The organism is Pseudoalteromonas sp. KJ63-1 (assembly GCF_055808145.1).
Genome location: NZ_CM147855.1, coordinates 1,719,582 through 1,741,486, shown reverse-complemented (window position 1 = coordinate 1,741,486; position 21,905 = coordinate 1,719,582). Strand labels below are relative to the sequence as shown.

General features: G+C 39.5%; 17 protein-coding genes and 3 pseudogenes. 16 read left to right on the top strand and 4 right to left on the bottom strand.

Translation table 11 applies throughout. From position 1 onward, the window contains the following. The first annotated feature begins 83 nt into the window (after positions 1 to 83). From pyrD to AC0L7Q_RS08160, 6 genes and pseudogenes are all read left to right on the top strand, one after another. A pseudogene (gene pyrD / locus AC0L7Q_RS08185) lies at positions 84 to 1,093 on the top strand (quinone-dependent dihydroorotate dehydrogenase). A gap of 130 nt (positions 1,094 to 1,223) precedes the next feature. After that, entirely contained in the window at positions 1,224 to 1,754 is a 531-nt protein-coding gene (locus tag AC0L7Q_RS08180; protein WP_413402169.1) for a cell division protein ZapC, read from the top strand. 90 nt (positions 1,755 to 1,844) lie between these two features. Continuing rightward, a complete protein-coding gene (gene rlmKL / locus AC0L7Q_RS08175; RefSeq protein ID WP_413402167.1) occupies positions 1,845 to 3,962 on the top strand; it encodes a bifunctional 23S rRNA (guanine(2069)-N(7))-methyltransferase RlmK/23S rRNA (guanine(2445)-N(2))-methyltransferase RlmL in 2,118 nt (705 codons plus the stop codon). Continuing rightward, positions 3,955 to 4,206, top strand: a complete 252-nt coding sequence (locus AC0L7Q_RS08170; protein WP_413402165.1) for a glutaredoxin family protein — start codon at positions 3,955 to 3,957, stop codon at positions 4,204 to 4,206. The genes rlmKL and AC0L7Q_RS08170 overlap by 8 nt, the downstream gene beginning before the upstream one ends. Before the next feature lie 2 nt (positions 4,207 to 4,208). Next, a complete protein-coding gene (gene uup / locus AC0L7Q_RS08165; RefSeq protein ID WP_413402163.1) occupies positions 4,209 to 6,122 on the top strand; it encodes an ATP-binding cassette ATPase Uup in 1,914 nt (637 codons plus the stop codon). An 11-nt stretch (positions 6,123 to 6,133) separates the two neighbouring features. Further along, positions 6,134 to 7,873, top strand: coding sequence for a DUF3466 family protein (locus tag AC0L7Q_RS08160; protein ID WP_413402161.1), 1,740 nt, complete (start codon positions 6,134 to 6,136; stop codon positions 7,871 to 7,873). 92 nt (positions 7,874 to 7,965) lie between these two features. On the opposite strand, the gene AC0L7Q_RS08155 is transcribed toward AC0L7Q_RS08160, so the two are convergent. Further along, a complete protein-coding gene (locus tag AC0L7Q_RS08155) occupies positions 7,966 to 8,472 on the bottom strand; it encodes a DUF2062 domain-containing protein (RefSeq protein WP_413402159.1) in 507 nt (168 codons plus the stop codon). Positions 8,473 to 8,499: 27 nt separating this feature from the next. On the opposite strand from AC0L7Q_RS08155, the pseudogene AC0L7Q_RS08150 reads away from it, so the two are divergent. The 7 genes and pseudogenes from AC0L7Q_RS08150 (at position 8,500) to tcdA (ending at position 15,911) form a co-directional block, all read left to right on the top strand. After that, positions 8,500 to 10,718, top strand: a pseudogene (locus tag AC0L7Q_RS08150) (DNA internalization-related competence protein ComEC/Rec2). Positions 10,719 to 10,778: 60 nt separating this feature from the next. After that, positions 10,779 to 12,524: a lipid A export permease/ATP-binding protein MsbA gene (gene msbA, locus AC0L7Q_RS08145; protein ID WP_413402155.1), complete on the top strand. Its 1,746-nt coding sequence runs from the start codon at positions 10,779 to 10,781 to the stop codon at positions 12,522 to 12,524. Further along, positions 12,521 to 13,501, top strand: coding sequence for a tetraacyldisaccharide 4'-kinase (gene lpxK, locus AC0L7Q_RS08140; RefSeq protein ID WP_413402153.1), 981 nt, complete (start codon positions 12,521 to 12,523; stop codon positions 13,499 to 13,501). The genes msbA and lpxK overlap by 4 nt, the downstream gene beginning before the upstream one ends. Continuing rightward, positions 13,491 to 13,688 (top strand): Trm112 family protein, encoded by a 198-nt coding sequence (locus AC0L7Q_RS08135; protein WP_008112074.1) that lies wholly within the window; start codon positions 13,491 to 13,493, stop codon positions 13,686 to 13,688. Before lpxK ends, AC0L7Q_RS08135 begins: the two co-directional genes overlap by 11 nt. Continuing rightward, on the top strand, positions 13,676 to 14,437 hold the full coding sequence (kdsB, locus tag AC0L7Q_RS08130) for a 3-deoxy-manno-octulosonate cytidylyltransferase (RefSeq protein ID WP_413402151.1): 762 nt from the start codon (positions 13,676 to 13,678) through the stop codon (positions 14,435 to 14,437). Before AC0L7Q_RS08135 ends, kdsB begins: the two co-directional genes overlap by 13 nt. Next, positions 14,434 to 15,113 (top strand): annotated as a pseudogene (locus AC0L7Q_RS08125) (TIGR01621 family pseudouridine synthase). Before kdsB ends, AC0L7Q_RS08125 begins: the two are co-directional and overlap by 4 nt. Then, on the top strand, positions 15,114 to 15,911 hold the full coding sequence (tcdA, locus tag AC0L7Q_RS08120; RefSeq protein ID WP_413402147.1) for a tRNA cyclic N6-threonylcarbamoyladenosine(37) synthase TcdA: 798 nt from the start codon (positions 15,114 to 15,116) through the stop codon (positions 15,909 to 15,911). It begins immediately after the preceding pseudogene. A 35-nt stretch (positions 15,912 to 15,946) separates the two neighbouring features. Here the strand turns inward: tcdA and AC0L7Q_RS08115 are convergent, their stop codons facing one another. The 3 genes from AC0L7Q_RS08115 to AC0L7Q_RS08105 all read right to left on the bottom strand — a co-directional run bounded on the left by AC0L7Q_RS08115 (position 15,947) and on the right by AC0L7Q_RS08105 (position 19,003). Next, positions 15,947 to 16,363, bottom strand: a complete 417-nt coding sequence (locus AC0L7Q_RS08115; RefSeq protein ID WP_178956134.1) for a SufE family protein — start codon at positions 16,361 to 16,363, stop codon at positions 15,947 to 15,949. A 12-nt stretch (positions 16,364 to 16,375) separates the two neighbouring features. Continuing rightward, positions 16,376 to 17,602 (bottom strand): aminotransferase class V-fold PLP-dependent enzyme, encoded by a 1,227-nt coding sequence (locus AC0L7Q_RS08110; protein WP_409425529.1) that lies wholly within the window; start codon positions 17,600 to 17,602, stop codon positions 16,376 to 16,378. Positions 17,603 to 17,716: 114 nt separating this feature from the next. Next, positions 17,717 to 19,003: a citrate synthase gene (locus tag AC0L7Q_RS08105; protein WP_138606097.1), complete on the bottom strand. Its 1,287-nt coding sequence runs from the start codon at positions 19,001 to 19,003 to the stop codon at positions 17,717 to 17,719. A gap of 405 nt (positions 19,004 to 19,408) precedes the next feature. Here AC0L7Q_RS08105 and sdhC point away from each other — a divergent pair, with 405 nt between their 5' ends. Genes sdhC through sdhA form a run of 3 tightly spaced genes read left to right on the top strand, consistent with a single transcriptional unit; the run spans position 19,409 to position 21,897 of the window. Beyond that, a complete protein-coding gene (sdhC, locus tag AC0L7Q_RS08100; RefSeq protein ID WP_010390126.1) occupies positions 19,409 to 19,786 on the top strand; it encodes a succinate dehydrogenase, cytochrome b556 subunit in 378 nt (125 codons plus the stop codon). Further along, on the top strand, positions 19,777 to 20,124 hold the full coding sequence (gene sdhD, locus AC0L7Q_RS08095) for a succinate dehydrogenase, hydrophobic membrane anchor protein (RefSeq protein ID WP_413402145.1): 348 nt from the start codon (positions 19,777 to 19,779) through the stop codon (positions 20,122 to 20,124). Before sdhC ends, sdhD begins: the two co-directional genes overlap by 10 nt. Further along, positions 20,125 to 21,897 (top strand): succinate dehydrogenase flavoprotein subunit, encoded by a 1,773-nt coding sequence (gene sdhA, locus AC0L7Q_RS08090; RefSeq protein ID WP_413402143.1) that lies wholly within the window; start codon positions 20,125 to 20,127, stop codon positions 21,895 to 21,897. It abuts the gene before it with no gap. Positions 21,898 to 21,905: the final 8 nt, after the last annotated feature.

Below are 21,905 nucleotides of genomic sequence, written 5' to 3'. Positions count from 1 at the left end.
AATCGTTAAACAGTTTTTGTTATATAATACCTCAGCCTTGTCTGAGGTATTTTTTTGTCTACAATTTTAAGAGGATTATATTCATGTTCTACGATTTAGCTCGCCGTTTTATGTTTACCCGTGATGCGGAGTGGGCACATGATTTTGCTCTTAACAACTTACGTCGCTTTGCTAACACACCATTAAGTGCGGCATGGGCACAAAGTGTTGCTAATAAACCGGTGAACTTTTTAGGTTTGGAATTTAAAAACCCAGTAGGACTTGCTGCAGGCCTAGATAAAAACGCCGAGTGTATCGATGCCTTTGCCCAAATGGGCTTTGGTTTTGTTGAAGTGGGTACAGTAACACCGCGTCCTCAAGCGGGTAACGATAAGCCTCGTATGTTTAGATTGCCACAGTCAAATGCGATTATTAATCGTATGGGCTTTAATAATAAAGGTGTTGATAATTTAGTTAATAATGTAAAAGCAGCTAAGTACGATGGTATTTTAGGTATCAATATTGGTAAAAATAAAGATACACCAAACGAGCAGGGTAAAGATGATTATATTCACTGTATGCGTAAAGTGTTTGAGCATGCATCATACATCACTGTAAACATTTCATCGCCCAACACGCCAGGACTTCGAGACCTTCAATATGGTGCAGCATTAGATGACTTATTACAAAGCTTGAAAAACGAACAGCTTGATTTAATTGCTAAGCACAATAAACAAGTGCCTATGTTGGTGAAAATTGCGCCAGACCTAGATCAAATTCAAATTGAACAAGTGAGTGAGTCACTGTTAAATAATAAAATTGATGGTGTTATAGCCACTAATACCACCTTAGAGCGTAGCTTAGTGCAAGGTCAGCAATATGCTGATGAGGCAGGTGGTTTATCAGGATCGCCAGTTAGAGAGCGTTCAACCCATGTTGTTTCTGAACTTAAGCGTTTAACAAATAATCAGTTACCTATTATTGGTGTGGGGGGATTGATGATGCTCAATCCGCAAAAGAAAAGTTTGATGCGGGTGCAGATTTAGTTCAAGTTTATACCGGTTTCATATACAAAGGACCACAATTGGTCAAGTCGATCATTAACGACTTATAAGGATCAGTTATGTAAGCTTTTGATCGTTCGATAAATGTTCTAAAAAGACGTTTTAAAAATGGTCAAAAGCAGCTATACTCTAAGCTTATTGTCTTATTTTATTTTTTAAGTACTAAGTAGGGAGGAGCAAATGTTACAAGCGTCAAAGCAATGGCAATGGATAGCATGCGCCGAGAAAAACCGCTTGCTGCTTGATTTAAATGACGATATGCAACTTTGTACACCTTATAAGCTTAGACAGCTCACCGATTGTGCTTTTGAAAACCCGTACTTCAGCCTTGAAGATGCAGCCTTTTATGAGCAAGTTTATTATTACCTTGAGCAATTTAATTTATGGAATCCTGCCCAGTTATGCCAAATAGCGCTCAATGCAACGGCAGTTAAATTTCAATTAAAACCCGTGTTGGCAAAAAGTTGGTTTTTTAAACCGTATACTGGTAGCACACCTAGTACTGAAGCGGTTATTAATTTAAGCTCAGAATCACAGACTGGCGAGTTTTTAATTGTCGAGCATTGCCAGGAAGCCTCTGTGTGTATAAATTTAAGTGAAACCTTTGCACTAGATGACAATCTATCACTTGCCCAGTTTGAAGTTATCCGCGTTTTAAACAACCGTGTTTTCCCCCTCATTACCTCACAGTACGATAGTCAAACAGCTTAGCCTAATTTAGTCTTTGAGGCTTGTTTATGGCGTATTTGTACGCAAACCTATGTTATAATCCCGCGCAATTAGCTATTAAGGGTTTTTACTTTGCAATTTATCGCACTTACTTCTATCGGAATCGAAAATTTATTGGTTGATGAACTTACAGAACTTGGCGCTACGGTGTCAAAGCAAACTGTGGGCTCTGTTCGCTTTGAGGCTGACTCATTGCTAGCGCAAAAAGTGTGTTTATCTTCACGCTTTGCTACGCGTGTACTTATGCTTATTGAAGAAAGAGAAGGCGTAAATGACAAAGACAGCTTGTATAAATTTGCACGCTTACAACCTTGGCAAGAATGGTTTGGCCCAACGCAAACTTTTGCTGTTGATTTTAATGGCACAAACGACTCGCTTAAAAATACCCAGTTTTCTGGTTTAGTAATTAAAGATGCCATCGTTGATTACTTTAACGATTTATTTGAACAGCGACCAAATGTAGATAAGCAAGATGCCAATGTGCGAGTGGTTGCACGTTTAAATCGCCATGGCGTTTCACTGTATATTGATTACTCAGGGCCGCGCTTATCTGAACGCGGTTACCGCCAAGGCCAAGGTAAAGCACCCATAAAAGAGCATTTAGCTGCGGCAATAATAAAACGTAGTGGTTGGCTTGAAAATGTTAATCAACCGCTGTTTGATCCATGTTGTGGTGCCGGCACTATTTTAATAGAAGCGGCTGGAATGGCACGTAATGAAGCGCCTGGATTATTCCGTGAAGGATTCGCGTTTGAGCGTTTACCCAGCTTTAGAGTGGCAAAATTTAAAGAACTTAAAGAGCAGCTTACAGCGAATATCACCGACCCTAAATTATGGCTAATTGGCCATGATTACGATGCGCAAGTACTTGATAAAGCGATTGCCAATGCGCAGCGTGCTGAGCTTGATACGGTGATTAAATTTAAGCAAAGCGATGCGACAAAACTGACGAGCGTTGCAAAATTGCCGGGTGTTGTTATTTCTAACTTACCTTATGGTGAGCGTATTGGTTCTATGGCTGAACTTGTAAACCTGCATCGTAGTCTAGGTGTTGGTTTTAAAAAGCACTTTAATCATTGGAAACTCGCTCTACTGGGTATGGATGAAAGCCTGTTTAAATTGCTTAAATTAGTGAAGCAAAAACGCTATAAATTTAAAAATGGCCCCCTTGATGTTGAATTAAACCTGTATCAACTTGATGACAAGCAAGTCAGCCTTACCTCTGATGACAAGCCCGCTTTAAACTTTGAAGGTTCGATGGCATTTGCTAATCGCCTGAAAAAGAACAAGCAAGGTTTAAAAAATTGGCTTAAGCAAAACCAAGTCCATGCGTATCGTGTTTACGATGCAGATATTCCTGAATATAACGTTGCTGTTGATATTTATGGTGATTCAGCGGTTATTTTTGAATACGCAGCACCGAAAGAGATTGATGAAAAAACCTCAGAGAAGCGTTTACAAGATGTTATTAGCTTAACAGCACAACAACTTGATATTGCACCTGAAAACATTGCTGTAAAAGTACGTAAAAAGCAAAAGGGTGAAGAGCAATATACACCCATGGCCAAGCAAAATAGAACCATGGTGGTAGAAGAGTTTGGTGCTAAGTTTAAAGTTAATTTATTTGACTACTTAGACACAGGGCTATTTTTAGATCATCGCCTTGCACGTCGTTACATTCAAGAAAATGCTAAAGATAAGCGCTTTTTAAACCTGTTTGCATACACAGGAACCGCCTCAGTACATGCAGCCATTGGTGGCGCAAAAGCGATTACAACCGTTGATTTGTCTAAAACCTATTTAAAGTGGGGTCAAGATAACTTTGCGCTTAACGATATTAGCAATACGCGTTATCGTTTTGAGCAAGCAGATTGTTTAAAATGGCTAGAGTATGCACAAGGGCAGTATGACCTGATCTTTTTAGATCCGCCTACTTTTTCAAATTCTAAACGAATGAAAGACGCGTTTGATGTACAAAACGACCACATTAAGCTGTTAACTTGGGTTAAAAAAATATTGAGCCCATCGGGTACGCTAATATTCTCTAATAATAAACGCGGTTTTGTAATGGATGAAGTTGGCTTAATGGGCTTGGGGTTAAAAGCAGAAAATATCTCTGATAAAACCTTATCTCCTGACTTTAAACGCAATAAAAAAATACACAATAGCTGGTTAATTAAACATGGCTAAGTGGATTTTATATCACACCGACGGCTGCCACTTGTGCGAGCAAGCAGAGCAGCTGTTAAAACCGTTACTTTCATCAACCGATGAATTACAACTTATTGATATTATGAGCGATGACGCATTAATTTTAGAGTATCAAATAAGCATTCCGGTTTTAAAAAATCAACAAGGCCAACAATTATTTTGGCCTTTTACTGCACCTCAGGCGCAGCAGTTTTTAGCGCAAGCAGATAAGAGTAAAGATTAACTATGGATTTAATTAGAATTTCAAAAGCACAATTAGCTTACGGTACACACCCATTACTAGATAATGCAGATGCAGTAATCGAAAGTGGCGAACGTGTGTGTATTGTAGGTCGCAATGGTGCAGGTAAATCAACGCTTTTAAAAGTACTCGACGGTCAAGTAATACTTGATGATGGCGAGATAAACCAAGTTGGTAGTTTAAAAATATCGCGTTTAGAGCAAGATCCACCTAAAGGGGCAAGTGGCACTGTATTTGACTACGTTGCCCAAGGTATGCCTGAAATTGCTAACTTACTGATTGATTTTCATCATGTAAGCACACAATTGCAAACAGATTGCACTGATCAACTATTAAATAAATTAGAGCGTTTATCTAATAAATTAGAGGCGGCAGATGGCTGGCGTTTTGATAGCCGAATTCAGCTTGTACTTACTCAATTAGAGCTAACTCCTGATGCGAAACTTAAGTCGCTTTCTGGCGGTTGGTTACGTAAAGTTGCATTAGCGCGTGCTTTAGTGAGTGAGCCTGATTTATTACTGCTCGATGAGCCTACTAACCACTTGGATATGACAAGTGTAATGTGGTTAGAGCAATTCCTAAAAGAATTTAAAGGCGGTATTGTATTTATATCGCATGACCGTGCATTTATTCGAGCTGTTGCTACACGTATTTTAGATTTAGATCGCGGTAAGCTAATTTCTTATCCTGGTGATTATGCCACTTACTTAGAACAAAAAGCGCATGATTTAAAAGTAGAAGAAACACAAAATGCATTGTTTGATAAACGCTTAGCGGAAGAAGAAGCATGGATCCGCCAAGGTGTTAAAGCCCGTCGAACCCGTAATGAAGGCCGTGTGCGTGAGCTGAAACAATTACGTAATGAACGTAAACAACGTGTGGAACAAGTAGGTAAAACTGATTTCAATATCGAAACAGCTGATCGTTCAGGTAAACTAGTATTTGAGGCTAAACACTTAAATCATGCATTTAAAGAAAAAGTGATAGCTGATGATTTCTCTACTTTAGTGATGCGTGGCGATCGTATTGGTTTGGTGGGGCCTAATGGTATTGGTAAAACAACGCTATTAAAATTGTTGTTTGGTGATTTAAAAGCAGACAGTGGTGAAATCAAGCAAGGTGTTAACTTAGAGTTTGCATATTTCGATCAGTACCGTGAGAAGCTTGATGAAGAAGCGACCGTTCAAGATAACGTTGCTGAAGGTAAGCAAGAAGTGATGATGGGCGGACGCTCACGTCACGTGTTAGGCTATTTACAAGACTTTTTATTTCCGCCAGCACGTGCTCGTACACCGGTAAAAGCACTTTCAGGTGGTGAGAAAAACAGGTTGTTATTAGCCAAGTTATTTTTGAAACCTTCAAATATATTAGTGCTCGATGAGCCTACCAATGACTTAGATATAGAAACATTAGAACTCCTTGAAGATATCATTAATCAATATCAAGGTACGGTGTTGATAGTAAGCCACGACCGAGAGTTTATTGATAATACCTGTTCGAGTGTTTGGGCATTTGAAGGTAACGGCAAAGTCACTGATATTGTTGGTGGCTACAGTGATTATGAAGCTTATACCAACTATTTGGCGGAGCAGCACAAAGAGTTGCAAAAGCAGCCAGTCAAAAAAGTTGAAAAAACAGAGCCAACGCCAGTTAAAAGCAATAACAAAGCAAATAAACTCTCTTACAAATTAAAACTTGAACTAGAGCAACTACCTAATAAAATGGAGCAACTTGAAGCTGAGCTTGAAAAACAACAAGAACGAGTAAGTCACGAAGACTTTTTCAAGCAAGACAGTGATATAACAGCCAAGGAATTGAACCATTTAGCCCAACTTGAGTCTGACCTTGAAGCCGCTTTTGAGCGTTGGGAAGAACTTGAAGAATTAAAGAATCAGTAGTAAGGAATAAAATGAAATATAAATTACTCGCGGCCAGTGTTTTAGCCACACTGAGTACATCAGCATTGAGTGCAACGTACCAGTTAACCGAATTAGGTGACTTTGAAGCTGCAAAACATACATATGTTACTGATGTGAGCGAAAGTGGCCATGTCATTGGCGTTGCTAATGGCTTATACAACCTCCCTATTGATATTAGTTATATTGATTTTACAGAAAGTTCAATCAATAGTGCTTACGACGCGGAAGTGACAAGGTTTAAAGAAATTGATAAAGAAATAACCTTTACGCTTGATGACATAGAAAATAACGATGCGATTTACACTAATGCTGATGCGCATACTTTTATGGTTCGTTATTTATCAAACTTGTCATCTAACTTTGAGTATCAAAAAATCAGTTCAATTATTGCTACAAATTATAATAGTGGTGTAATAACAGAGCAGCCTTTATTTGATATCGCTTCTGTTGATTACGATGGCCTGACCCGCTCGACAAGTAATTTTTATAATGGCGTTGCAGAAGACGGAACGACTGTTGGCTGGGGCAGTGCTCCTTTTGATAAAGTGAGTTTTACACCAGATGGTGAAACAGAGGAAGAAACGTGGTTTACTCGTGACTTCATAGAACGTGGGATTTTGATATCTGCAGATGGTGTTGAAGTGCCGTTTGTTCCAGAATTTACTGAACACGGTGGGACTAGTAAAGCATCTGATATTGTTGCCACTGACACAGGTTACATTGTTGTTGGTAATGTATCGGTCAGTATTCCTGCTGAGAGACAAACCACAATTACTGATAATTGTGATGGCCTTGATGAGCCGGTAATGGTCTGTATTGAATCACTTAACAGTCGAAGTACGCGTGGTGTATTCAATAAAACAGCGGTTAAATGGACTCTAGATAGTGCCTATAATGTGACTTCAACAGAGCTGTTGGGTTTAGCGCTTACTCCAGAAGAAGATGAGGACACTAATCCTTTTATTAGTAATGCATTAGCAGTTAATAAAAATGATGTAGCGGTCGGTTTTTCGAACACTCGTTATTTTGACAGAGATTCGACTATTTTAACTATGCCAACTTATTTTAAAGACGGTGAAGTGGTTGATTTTATAAACCAGCAAGATGATTGGCAAGCTGGTAAAGCATTCGCTATCAATGATAATGACATTGTGGTTGGTTACGCTTCAAAAGGTATTGAAGGTAGTTTAATTGCCAAGTTCTTCCATCATGATATAAATACTAATACGACCGTATTTCCTGAAGATTATTTCACTAGCTCAAACTCATACGCGAATGACATTAATAACCAAGGTTATATCGTTGGTGAGGGTGAGGTTGGTGATACAACCAGCACAAGACGCTCAGAAGCCTTTATTTATAAAATTGGCGATGACAAAATCACAAATTTAAATAGTTTACTACCTTGTTTTGACAGTGATGGTGAGACTAGTTTTAGTTATAAAATGGTAGAAGCGAAATCAATCAACGAAAACAATGAAGTATTTGGTGTAGCAACTAAAACGGTTGAAAAGTTAAATTCACGAGGCGAAGTTGTAACTGATATTAATGGCAATATTCAATATGAAAGTGTTGCTGTTGCGGTAAAACTTTCACCGATTGCTAACGGTGAAGTTGAAAACTGTAAAGCCCCAGATACAGAGTTTTATGAACGTAGCTCAGCCAGTTTCTCATGGTTTGGTTTGCTACTACTGCCTTTAGTTGGATTAAGACGCGTTTTTCGTTTCTAGGTAATGCTATTCGTTTATAAAAAACCAACTTGTTAAGTTGGTTTTTTTGTCTATATTAAGGTAAAGAGCAGCCCTTTATGGAGAAGTAGGCGCTAATTATTTCTCGATGTCCAAGCTCGCCTCACTGAGCGGCGCCAAATCAAGTCAATACCAAAATAGCCAATAACACTGGCAATAGATGCACACACAAGCGAACCCACTAAAAAAGCGGGGCCAATTGTCGTTAAACTTTCTATAAACCATGGCCAACTTGCTTCAAACGCAAAATGTTGCTCAGGTTGATTTAGCACTAATGTACCAACCAAGTACGAGCCGTAAAAGATAGGTGGCATTGTAAGTGGGTTAGTGATCCACACTAAAGCAACTGATATAGGCAAATTAACTCTTAAGATTATGGCTGCGGCAGCGGCAAGCACCATTTGAAAAGGAACAGGGATGAATGCAAAGAAAAGTCCAACGGCAAAAGCACCGCGTGCTGAACGTCGATTTAAATGCCAAAGGTTAGCATCATGCAAAAGACGACCAAATATTTTTAGTGATTTGTGATGTCTAATTTTATTTGGATCAGGTAAAAACCGTTGGATCGTTTTTTTAGCCATTTAAAGCAACCATTTACGTCTGTGTGGATGAGTCTTGGATTTGTTGTCGGTGTTGTTATTACCGTGTTTTATTATCAAACCCTTGAATTTACAATTATCACAATTTCAATCCTCATTGTGAGCACGTATTTTAAGCCGTTTTTAACTGTATTGTTAGGCTTTATTTGCGGTATTTGCTGTGTAGCAGCACATTTTATTTTGTTTTATTCATTTGAGTTACCTGAACAGCACAAAAAATATGCTTATTCAGTCGATGTTGTGGTAGAAGAGGTTATTTCTACTACACCTCCCCAATATGCAAAAGTTAAAATAACGCGTTTGGAAGACAGTGAATATAGTCACTTTAGAGCACCTTATGCCTTATTAAGTATCAATTTTGCACAACCAATTCATTCTGGTGATGCTTTTAATGCTCAAGTGAGACTTAAAAACTATAGATCCATTAAGAATTTTACTGTTTTTGATAATCAGCTTTATGCTTTTACACAAAAGATAGCGTTTAAAGGTACAGTGCTCAATAAACAGCTTAATATTAAAAGCTCTCAAAAAAGTAATGCCGTTTCAGCCTATAGAGTTTATGTCAAAAAGTTGGTAAATAATGCTGAGCTTAATTGGCTCTATTATACGTTGTTAACTGGCGATAAGTCTTTAATGACATTCGAGCATAAAGCGTTAATGCAGAGTCTTGGGTTAAGTCATTTATTAGCCATTTCTGGGTTACATATCTCTCTAGTGTTTGGTTTTGTTATTTTGTCACACGGTTTTGTCTTAAGTTGGTTAAACCTGAACTAAATCAAGCATTAAATGTTTCTATTGTTTATAGCGCTGTTGGTTTTGTTGCAGCTTTTATTTATGTTTACTTAAGTAATTTTATCATTTCTTCAACCCGCGCTTTAATTATGTTGGGCTGTTATTTGCTACTTTATTATTTGGCAAAGCAGTCATTGAGGTGGCGCAGTATTTTATTCGCACTGGTCATTATTTTAGCGATTAACCCATTTAGTGTATTAAACCCAGGGCTTTACTTTTCGTTTTTAGCAGTATGTATTATTTTTATTGTTTTAAAGCAATTTCCGCTTCGGGGTAACTCATTACTAGCCAACATACGAACATTATTTAGTATTCAACTGGGGTTATTTATTGGCTTATTACCCTTGTCATTATACTTTTTTAATGGCGTGAGTTTAGCGGGTTTAGTTTTAAATCTTGTCGCTATTCCCATTTTATCTTTTGTATTAATGCCTGCTTTATTTTTAAGTGTGTTGCTGGGATTATTAACCGATTGGTACGCATTTATCGTATTATATGATTTTCCATTGGCCTATCTTTACCAAATGCTGCAGGCAATACCTCAGCAGGTACGTTGGCTTAATGTGGGACAGATAAGTATGACCACCGTGGTGGCGCTTTATAGTGTTGTTCCTTTGCTTTATTTTATTGAGCTTCGCTTACTGGCCTGCATTCCGATTTTGACTTTTCTTTTTAACCTTTACTCTACGCAAACCAGCCTTTGGCGGCTGAATGTATTTGATGTGGGCCATGGTTTAATGGTACTGATAGAAAAAGACAAACACGCGTTTATTTATGACTTTGGGCCAAGTTACTTTAATCGCTTTAGCCGTGTCACTAGTGTTTTACTCCCCTATATTGATGCCCATAATCTAATGGTAAGTACCGCGATTGTGAGTCATCAAGATAGCGACCATGCTGGAGGCGTTGCACATTTTAAAAAAGCGGGTTATGCAACGAGCTTTGAGTATTTTCATCCAAGTCGTGTATATAACGATTGCATAGCAACAACGATAGACTTTCAAGGTTTGAGTATTCAAACCTTTGCTAAAGAGGAGTTTAATAACAGTAATGATAATTCCTGTGTCGTTAAAATCTCAAGTGCAAACCATAGTGTGCTTCTCACTGGTGATATATCAAAGGCGAGGGAGTCTAAATTAATTAAACAAGGGCATGATTTACAAAGTACCGTTTTGTTAAGTCCTCATCACGGCAGTGATAGCTCTTCCAGTGTCGAGTTTATAAAGGCCGTAAACCCAACATTTGTGATTCATTCAAGTGCTTATCAAGGCCAGTGGCAATTTCCAAGTAAAGCGGTAGTTAAGCGTTACAATAAAATAAACGCCAAACAATATAGCACCGGTGATGTGGGGCACATTCGGGTTGATTTTTATGCTAAACACCTAGAGCTGAGTACCGCAAGAGGGGCGGAAAGTTATTGGTTTATCAAAGATTGACGTTTTGTTTTGCTGTTGCTAAGGATACAATAGGGGCTGTTACTGGTTTTAGAGAGTGTTATGGAACAAAGTACTACACAAATATATAAACGGCTTGTTTCTTACGTTGGTGCTTATAAGTCGATCGCCATCGTTGCGATTATTGGAATGATAGGTTACTCAGGTATGGATGCATTATTCATTCAACTTATGAAGCCGTTTATCGATGAAGGTTTAAATGAGCGTAACAGTCAGGTACTAACTTATGCGCCATTTGTGGTTATTGCGCTGGTTATCGGGCGTGGCGTATTTAACTTTATGTCATCGTACTGTTTAAGCTATGTTGGCTCACAAGTAGTGCGTGCGCTTCGCCAAGAGCTGTTTGAGCATATATTACACTTACCGGTATCGTTTCATGATAAAAATTCGACGGGCGATCTTATTTCAAAAATTACCTTTGATACTGAGCAAGTTCAACAAGCAATTACCAAAGCTTTGCTTATTGTTGTGCGGGAAGGTGCTTTTGTGGTGTTTTTACTTGCTGTGATGTTTTATACCAGTTGGCAGTTGTCGTTAATCTTTTTAGTTATTATCCCGTTGGTAGCTATCATAGTAGCCGTGGTATCTAAACGTTTTCGTCATATCTCGAAAAATATCCAGTCAGCGATGGGACAAGTTACCCGTAGTTCAGAGCAAATGCTCAGTGGTCACAAAGTGATCCATGGCTTTGGCGGGCAAACACAAGAAATTGATCAATTTTCTAAAATTAATAATCATAACCGCCAACAACGAATTAAAATGGATGCGACCAAGGCGCTAAGTGTCTCTATTATTCAAATTTTGGCTGCCAGTGCTATGGCTGTTATTTTATGGGTTGTGTCGATGCCCTCTATGATAGACAGTATTAGCTCTGGGGATTTTGTAGTACTCATTTCATCAATGATGATGTTACTGCGTCCACTAAAACAACTTGCCAATGTAAACAGTGACTTACAGCGAGGTATTTCAGCTGCTCAGAGTGTTTTTTTAGTGCTAGATGAAGAAATTGAAAAAGACACGGGTACCTTACCAATTGATAAGGTAAAAGGGCATATTGAGGTGAAAAACGTCACCTTTAAATACCCAACCAAGGATGAAGCCGTGCTTAACGATTTATCACTGAGCATTAAAGCCGGTGAGAGTATTGCACTTGTTGGCCGCTCTGGCTCGGGCAAATCGACTATTTCTAATTTGTTACCTCGTTATTATGACTTAGAAGCGCCAAGTGAAATTTTACTCGACGGTGTTGCACTTAACGAATACAAGCTTACTGATTTACGTCGCCAATTTGCGTTAGTATCGCAACAAGTGGTGCTATTTAATGACACTATTGCCAATAATATTTGTTATGGTTTACAACGTGAAGTTTCTATCGAAGAGCTTCACGGCGTTGCGAAGCAAGCTCATGTGTGGGAGTTTGTAAAAGACTTACCAGAGCAACTTAATACTATGGTTGGCGAGAACGGGGTAATGCTTTCAGGGGGTCAACGCCAACGTATTGCGATTGCTCGTGCTATTTTAAAAGATGCACCTATTTTAATTTTAGATGAAGCAACCTCGGCCTTGGATACTGAGTCTGAAAAGCTTATTCAACACGCCCTTGATACATTAATGAAAGATAAAACCTCTATTGTTATCGCCCATAGGCTATCGACTATTGAAAATAGTGACCGTATCTATGTGATTGATAACGGTAAAGTGATAGAAAGTGGCACGCATACTCAATTACTGGCTAACGATGGTACCTACTCAGCTCTTTGTAAAATGCAGTTTGGTGAGCAGGGGTGAGTAAAATAGAGCAAAGCTGGTACAAACCTTTTAGCTTAATTACCTTATTGCTACTACCACTGTCCGCTATCTTTGGCTGTGTTTCTTTGCTGCGTAAATATTGCTATAAGTTCGGCATTCTTAAATCGTTTATCAGCAAAACACCGGTTATTGTGGTTGGTAATATAAGCGTTGGCGGTAATGGTAAAACCCCATTTGTATTATGGCTGCATGAACACTTAACAGCCCAAGGTTTATCCGTTGGTTTAATTAGTCGCGGCTATGGCGGGCAAGCAGCTCAATACCCATTATTAGTGACTGCCAATACGACGACTTTAGAGGCTGGTGATGAGCCGGTACTTTTATTTAACCGTTTACAATGTCCGTTAGTTGTGGGGCCAAATAGACAGCACAATATAGAAATGCTTAATCAACATTTCAAGCTTGATGTGATTATTTCAGATGATGGCATGCAGCATTACAAAATGGCACGCAGTATAGAATGTTGTATTGTAGATAGCGAAAGAAAATTTGGTAATGGCTTTTTAATGCCAGCAGGACCACTTCGTGAAACCACCTCTCGTTTAAACAGTGTAGATTTAGTGATTGAAAATGGCTCTGAGCATGAATTTAGTTATCGCTTACAACCATCAGTTATTAAACGTGTTGCTGATAATACTGAGATTACAACGGCTATAAAATCAGCGCATGCGGTGAGTGCAATCGGCAACCCACAACGTTTTGAAGCATCATTAAAAGCGCATGGTATAGAATTGTTATCAACACATCACTTTCGCGATCATTATGCTTACAGCGCTGATGACTTTGCTCAATTTGGTGATGACTGTATATTAATGACAGAAAAAGATGCGGTTAAGTGCCGTGATTTTGCAAAACCGAATTGGTATTATTTGCCAGTTGACGCTCAGCCAACTGCAGCAGTAATAAACACATTGAATTTATTATTAAAAGAAAAAGGGATCCATCATGGCCTTTGACACTAAGTTACTCGAAATTATTGCTTGCCCTGTTTGCAAAGGTAAGTTGCGCTTTGATAAAGAAAACCAAGAGCTGATCAGCACTGCAGCAAAACTAGCTTATCCTGTACGCGATGATATTCCGGTATTGCTTGAAAATGAAGCTCGTGAATTGTCTCTTGAAGAGGTAGAAAAGTGGAATTCGTAGTTGTTATCCCTGCGCGTTACGCTTCAACTCGTTTGCCAGGTAAACCGCTCGCTGATATTTGTGGCAAACCAATGATACAGCATGTGTATGAAAAGGCCTGTTTGTCAGGAGCTAGCAAGGTGGTTATTGCCACCGATCATCAAAAAGTGTTTGATGTTGCTAAACGTTTTACGAGTAACGTTTTGATGACACGTGAAGATCATCAATCAGGCACAGAGCGCTTAGCCGAGGTGGTGGATTTACTTAATTTAGCTGATGACACTATCGTGGTAAATGTACAAGGTGATGAACCTTTGTTATCCCCTGATAACGTATCGCAAGTGGCGACATTATTAGCGCAATCAACTGCACCAATGGCAACCTTAAGTGTTGCTATTGAAGAGCGTGATGAAGTGTTTAATCCTAATGCGGTTAAAGTGGTCAGTGACATTAATAAAAATGCCTTGTACTTTTCAAGAGCGAGTATTCCTTTTGATAGGAGTACCATGATGGCAGAGCAGCAACCACTGAATTTAGCGCCTTTTCAACGTCACGTGGGTATTTATGCTTACCGTGCAGGATTTATAAAGCAATATATTGAATTAAGTGTTTCACCATTAGAACTACTTGAATCGTTAGAGCAGTTACGCGTGCTATACCATGGTTATGCAATTAAAATAGAGCAAGCATTAGTTACACCTCATGCAGGAGTCGACACACCAGAAGATTTAGCTAAAGTGGTTGCCCATATTCAAAGTAAAAGCGCGTGAACACAACACAAACGCCTGTATTGAAAGTGCAATATACGCATGATGATTTTTACATCATAAATAAACCACAAGGGCTCAATTTTCACTCTGAAGAGGGCCCCGGTTTTGTGGTAATAGCTGAGCAACAGTTAAACGAAAAATTATTTGCAGTACACCGTTTAGATAAAGTCACCTCTGGGTTGATTATACTCGCGCGAAGCAAAGCGGCAGCAGCTGAATTTACGCAATTATTTACCCAGCATGCGATTAATAAGTTTTATCTGGCGGTTAGTGATACCAAGCCTAAAAAAAGCAAGGCTGGGTTAAAGGTGATATGGCTAAGTCTCGCCGTGGCACGTATAAATTATTAAACTCACAGAGTAACCCCGCTATTACACGTTTTTATTCGTTTAGCTTTAAAAGCGGTTTTAGAGCTTATCTATTAAAACCCTATTCGGGAAAAACTCATCAGCTTAGGGTGGCATTAAAGAGTTTGGGTGCCCCCATAATGGGTGATGCGAGTTATGCAGGGAGTCCAGCAGAGCGTACCTATTTACATGCATTTGCGCTGGATTTTAATTGGAAAGCGCAAAAAATACAACATACCCTGTTGCCACAATCTGGTGAAGAGTATGCGCAATTAATAAAACATCAAGATTTTGATTCTTGGCAAACGCCGTGGAAATTGGATTGGTAAATGAGTGAACAAGTAACTGATATCCGCTTTGGTGGTATTAAACGACTATATGGTCAACAGCAATTTGAGTGGTTACAGCAAGCACATTTTTGTGTTGTGGGTATTGGTGGTGTAGGCAGTTGGACTGCTGAAGCACTAGCGCGTACCGGTGTGGGTAAAATCACCTTAATTGATTTAGATGATATTTGTGCAACCAATGTCAATCGTCAAATTCATGCCTTAACAGGCACAATAGGGGAAGCTAAAGTAGATGCTATGAAGACGCGCTGCGAGCTTATCAACCCTGAGTGTGTGGTGAATGTGATTGATGACTTTATTACCCTTGATAATATTCAAGAACATATTCAAGGTTTTGATTATGTAATAGATTGTATAGATGCGGTAAAAGAAAAAGCAGCATTAATCGCACACTGTAAGCGTAATAAACTACCTATAATCACCACGGGCGGTGCAGGTGGGCAAACCGATCCGAGTCAAATTACTTTTGGTGATGTGGCAAAAACGACTCAAGATCCATTGCTTGCAAAAGTACGTTATATCTTGCGTAAGCAATATAATTTTAGTTCTAACCCAAAACGTAAATTTAATATTGACTGTGTTTATTCAACAGAGCAGCTTGTTTATCCAGGTAACGATGGCAGTGTGTGTTATGCGAAACACAATGCAGATGGCAGTATGAATATGGACTGTAATAATGGCTTTGGCTCAGTGACGATGATCACTGGAAGTTTTGGCTTCTTTGTTGCCGCTAAAGCAGTGAGAAAATATTTAGATAAGCGTGCACGTTTAAATATTTAACTACAGGCTGCTTATTATACTGTTATAAAAAGCGCTTAACGCGCTTTTTGTTTAGCTAAGGTTTGTATTTTTTCCACCATGGCTTTTACCCCATTGCCGCGAGAAGCGCTTAAGTGGCTAATTAAGCCAAGCTTTTCAAATTCTTCATAGGCATTAATGTTTAACACTTCTTCTGGTGTTAAACCGTTATACAGAGCTAAAATTAACGCCAATAAGCCTTTTACTATGCGCGTATCAGAATCACCAATCACAACCAACGCATTTTCGGTTAGGTCAAATTCAACAAACATCCACACTTTACTTTCACAGCCTTGCACGAGCGCATCGTCGGTTTTTAATATATCGGCAAGTGGCGGGAGTGTTTTGCCAAGTAACATAATTTCACGGTATTTCTGTTGCCAGCTTGCACTGTTTTCAATGTTTTTACTTACCAGTTGGTATGTGTGAGTCATTATATATCCAAATTAGTCTAATAAAGCGATGCATTCTTTAAGCGCAGTAATAAATTGGTCTACATCTTTAGTCGTATTATAAAATGCAAAACTCGCTCTGAGTGAGCCATTTAGTTTTAAATGGGTCATTAATGGTTGGGTACAATGATGACCACTTCGTACTGCAATACCATAGCCGTCAAGTAAAGTTGCCAGATCATACGGATGCTCATTTTTATAATTAAAGCACAGTGTACCAATGTTCGATTTTAGGTCGCTATAGATACTAATACCGTCTATTTGATTCAGTGCGTTCGCTGCATAAATAAACAACTGTTGTTCATAGTGCTTTAATGTTTGCTGATCAAGTGCCATTAAATACTCAAGCGCCGCACCAAAGCCTAAAACACCGGCTATATTTGGCGTCCCAGCTTCAAACTTAGCGGGAGCGTCACGATAAGTGCTTTGCGTTAGGGTCACTTTTTCAATCATTTCACCGCCTGTTTGGTAAGGCGATAATGCATTAAGTGCGCTGTAGCGGCCATATAAACCGCCTAATCCTGTTGGCCCCAACATTTTGTGAGCTGAAAACACGTAAAAATCACAATCAAGCTTGATTAAATTAGGTCTTAAATGCAGAGCGCCTTGAGCGCCATCGACTAAAGTTAACGCATCTACTGCCTTCGCAGCGGTTATCAGCGGAGTTAAATCGGTAATATTGCCCAGCGCATTAGAGGCTTGTGTAATAGCTAGCAGCGCAGGCTTGGTGAGTTTAATCACGTCACAGCACTGGCTAATATCAAAGGTGGCATCGTCATTGAGTGGCAGCACTTTTAACGATGCACCTGTGTATGCCGCGAGTTCTTGCCATGGCACAATATTCGCGTGGTGTTCGATTGGGCTAATTAAAATGGTGTCGTCAGTTGTTAATGTATTTCTTAGGCCATGTGCAATTAAGTTAATCGCCTCAGTAGCGCCTTTTGTCCAGACAATTTCATTACCGCTTACCTGAAAATAATCAGCAACGCGTTGACGTACTAGCTCATAAGCCGTTGTAGCTTGCTCACTAAGGGTGTGACGGCCGCGATGAACATTTGCATTCTGATTGGTGTAAAACTTGTTAGTAGCGTCAATCACGCATTGTGGCTTTTGCGTTGTTGCAGCCGAGTCTAAATAAACCAAAGGGTAGCCATTGATTGTCTGATTTAGAGTAGGGAAATCATTACGGATTGTTTTAGGATCAAACAAGGACACAGACATAGGCTCATAAAGTTAATTAATTCGGGCAAGAATTGTAATCGGTTTAAGATAATTCTCAAGTAACATGTAATAAAAAAGGCCGCAAAAGCGGCCTTTTAAAACTAACTTTACAGCTTAGCGCTTGTCAGTTGCTTTGTAATCACGGGCTGTTTCACCTGTGTAAAGCTGACGTGGGCGGCTGATCTTGTGGCCAGGTTGAGAAAGCATCTCATCCCAGTGTGAGATCCAACCTACAGTACGTGCCATTGCAAAAATTACAGTGAACATACTTGTAGGAATACCAATCGCTTTTAAGATAATACCTGAGTAAAAATCTACGTTAGGGTAAAGTTTCTTCTCAACAAAGTACGGGTCTTCAAGTGCAATTTGCTCAAGCTTCATTGCGATATCAAGCAATGGATCTTGAATGTTTAGCTCTTCTAACACTTCATGACACGTTTGACGCATTACTGTTGCACGTGGATCGAAGTTTTTGTAAACACGGTGTCCAAAGCCCATAAGACGGAACGGGTCCGCTTTATCTTTTGCTTTTGCTACGTATTCGTCAATGCGATCAACTGAGCCAATTTCTTCTAACATGTTTAAACATGCTTCGTTAGCACCGCCGTGAGCAGGGCCCCAAAGTGATGCAATACCCGCAGCAATACATGCATAAGGGTTAGCACCAGAAGAACCTGCTAAACGTACTGTTGACGTTGAAGCATTTTGTTCGTGGTCAGCATGAAGCATGAAGATTTTATCCATTGCTTTAGCTGTTACTGGGTTTACTTTGTATTCTTCAGCAGGCACAGAGAACATCATGTGTAAGAAGTTTTCTGCATAGCTTAAATCATTGCGTGGGTATACAAACGGTTGACCGATGTTTGTTTTGTATGCCATTGCTGCAATTGTTGGTAACTTAGCAACTAATTTAATAGCGCTTGTTTTACGTTGAACTGCGTCTGTGATATCAAGATCTTCATGGTAAAAAGAAGATAAAGCACCAACCACACCACAAAGCATTGCCATTGGGTGAGCATCAAAGCGGAAACCTTGGAAGAAGTTTGCTATTTTCTCATCTAGCATGGTGCTACGAGTGATTTTTGTAGCAAAATCATCGTACTGCTCTTTAGTTGGTAACTCACCATTTAATAGTAAGTAACATAACTCAATGTAGTTAGAGCTTTCTGCTAACTGCTCGATTGGGTAACCACGGTGTAGTAAAACACCTTTACCACCATCGATGTAAGTGATGGTAGATTCACAAGAACCAGTCGACATGAAACCTGGATCATAAGTAAAGTGACCATGTGAGCCGAGTGTACGTACATCAATTACATCTTGGCCAGCAGTACCTTGATAAATTGGAAGTTCGATTGGATCTAGCCCATCAATATGGACTGTGGCTTTCTTATCTGCCATCTATGTATCTCCTATTAAGATAACTATTCTGATTTTTATATTCTAAAATCTATTCTAAGCACATCTTTACATTTTAACGTGAAAGAGGGGGTTAAAGTCAATTTTTATAAGTATTATGCATATATGTATAATAAATATTCGGTATAGATTGAATATTATACCATTGGCTAATTCGCAAACGTCTCAAAGTAAACAAGAATTGTAAAAGAGCCTCTGGCTATATATACTATCGGAGGTTTTTAACCGATTTGTATTTGGGTAAACTTTTTTTACATAATATTTTTCATAAAAAGTGAACTTTATTAGTATTAATACGTTTATTTTGATAGTTCCACCAGAAACATTTGGTGGGTTTTAGAAAAACAAGTAGATGAGCCCCACTGCGGGCAAGATGGGCAAGTAACTGTGAAAAAGCAAAGACCTGTAAATCTAGATCTAACAACTATATCTATGCCGGCAACGGCTAAAGCTTCAATTTTTCACCGCGTCACCGGTGTTGCATTATTTTTTGCTTTAACGTTTGTCATTTGGGCTTGGTCAGAGTCTCTTTCTTCAGCTGAAGGTTTTGAATTCGTCAAGGGTCTGTTTAACGGATTCATTGCCAAATTTATAGCTTGGGGCACCCTTTCTGTTCTAGGTTATCACCTTATTGGTGGTATCCGTCATATTATTATGGACATGGGGCATTGGGAAGAACTTGAATCAGGCAACACTAGCGCTAAAATTGCTATGGCACTTGGCGTTGTGTTTGCTGTATTGGCAGGGGTGTGGATATGGTCTTAAATCAAGCAACTCTTAAACGTGATGGCGTACAAGATTATGTATCTCTACGCACAACGGCATTAATAATCAGTGCATATGCAATTTTTATTATTGGCTACTTTCTAGCTATGCCAGAAGTCACATATGACGCCTGGACAGGCCTATTCTCAAACCTAGCAATGAAAGGGGCGACATTAATCACCCTAGTTTGCATTATGGTTCATACCCGTATCGGCCTTTGGCAGGTTCTAACCGACTATGTAAAGGACGCTAAATTGCGTGCTTTCTTAGGCTTTGTACTAAACCTAATGGCTGTCGCTTACGTAGCTGTAGGTTTAATCGTTTTATGGGGTGTTTAAGTGAAATATTCTGTTCGTGAATTTGACGCCGTAGTAATTGGTGCCGGTGGTGCAGGTATGCGCGCTGCTCTTGCTATTACTGAATCTGGCAAAACATGTGCATTAATCTCTAAAGTTTTTCCGACACGCTCACACACTGTATCTGCCCAAGGTGGTATTACAGTAGCGCTAGGTAATTCGCATGAAGATAACTGGGAATGGCATATGTATGATACTGTCAAAGGCTCCGATTTTATCGGTGACCAAGACGCTATCGAATACATGTGTAATACAGGCCCAGAAGCTATTACTGAACTAGAAAATATGGGTCTACCATTTTCTCGTTTTGAAAATGGCCGTGTTTACCAACGTCCTTTCGGTGGTCAATCGAAAAACTTTGGTGGTGAACAAGCTGCACGTACCGCAGCAGCTGCTGACCGTACTGGTCACGCATTATTACATCTTCTATATCAACAAAACGTTAAAAACAAAACAAATGTATTTTCTGAATGGTATGCACTTGATTTAGTTAAAAACGATAATGGCGATGTAGTAGGTTGTACAGCGATTGAAATTGAAACAGGTGAAATCACTTTCTTCAAATCAAAAGCAGTTGTGTTAGCTACTGGTGGTGCAGGTCGTATTTTTGCATCAACAACTAATGCTCACATTAACACTGGTGACGGTGTTGGTATGGCGACTCGTGCTGGTATTTCTATGCAAGACATGGAAATGTGGCAATTCCACCCGACAGGTATTGCAGGTGCTGGTACGCTAGTAACTGAAGGTTGTCGTGGTGAAGGTGGTTATCTTTTAAATAAAGATGGCGAACGCTTCATGGAGCGCTATGCACCAAATGCTAAAGATTTAGCATCTCGTGACGTTGTTGCTCGTTCAATGATGACAGAGATTCGTGAAGGTCGTGGTTGTGATGGTCCTTGGGGTCCTCACCTTAAGTTGAAACTTGATCACTTAGGCGAAGAAACGCTTAACTTACGTCTTCCAGGTGTATGCGACCTTGCTAAAACATTTGCTCACGTTGATCCTGCAAAAGAGCCAATTCCAGTTATCCCAACATGTCACTACATGATGGGTGGTGTGCCAACTAACGTAAATGGTCAAGTACTTAATATCGATGCCGCTGGTAACGAAAAAGTAGTACAGGGTTTATTTGCTGTTGGTGAGATTGCATGTGTATCTGTTCACGGTGCTAACCGCTTAGGTGGTAACTCATTACTTGATTTAGTTGTATTTGGCCGTGCTGCTGGTAATTTCTTAGGTAAATACCTAAATGACGTTGAAATTTCTAAAGCGGCCTCTGAGTCTGATTTAGAAACGTCATTAGCTCGCTTTAACCGTTGGGAAAGCTCAACAGTTGGTCAAGGCGAAGACCCAGTACAAATCAAGAAAGACCTACAACAGTGTATGCAGCTTAACTTCTCGGTATTCCGTGAAGGTGACTCAATGGCAACTGGTCTTACTGAGCTCAAAGAAATTCGTGAACGCTTACAGCATGCACGTCTTGATGATAAATCATCAGACTTCAACACCATGCGTATTGAATGTTTAGAATTAGACAACTTAATGGAAACAGCTTACTCAACTGCAGTAGCTGCAAACTTCCGTACTGAAAGCCGTGGAGCACACTCTCGCTTTGACTTCCCAGATCGTGATGACGAAAACTGGTTATGTCACTCAGTATTTAATCCGGTAACGGATGAAATGAGCAAGCGTAAAGTAAACTACGAGCCTAAGCTACGTGAAGCATTCCCACCTAAAGCACGTACCTACTAGGAGCGAGA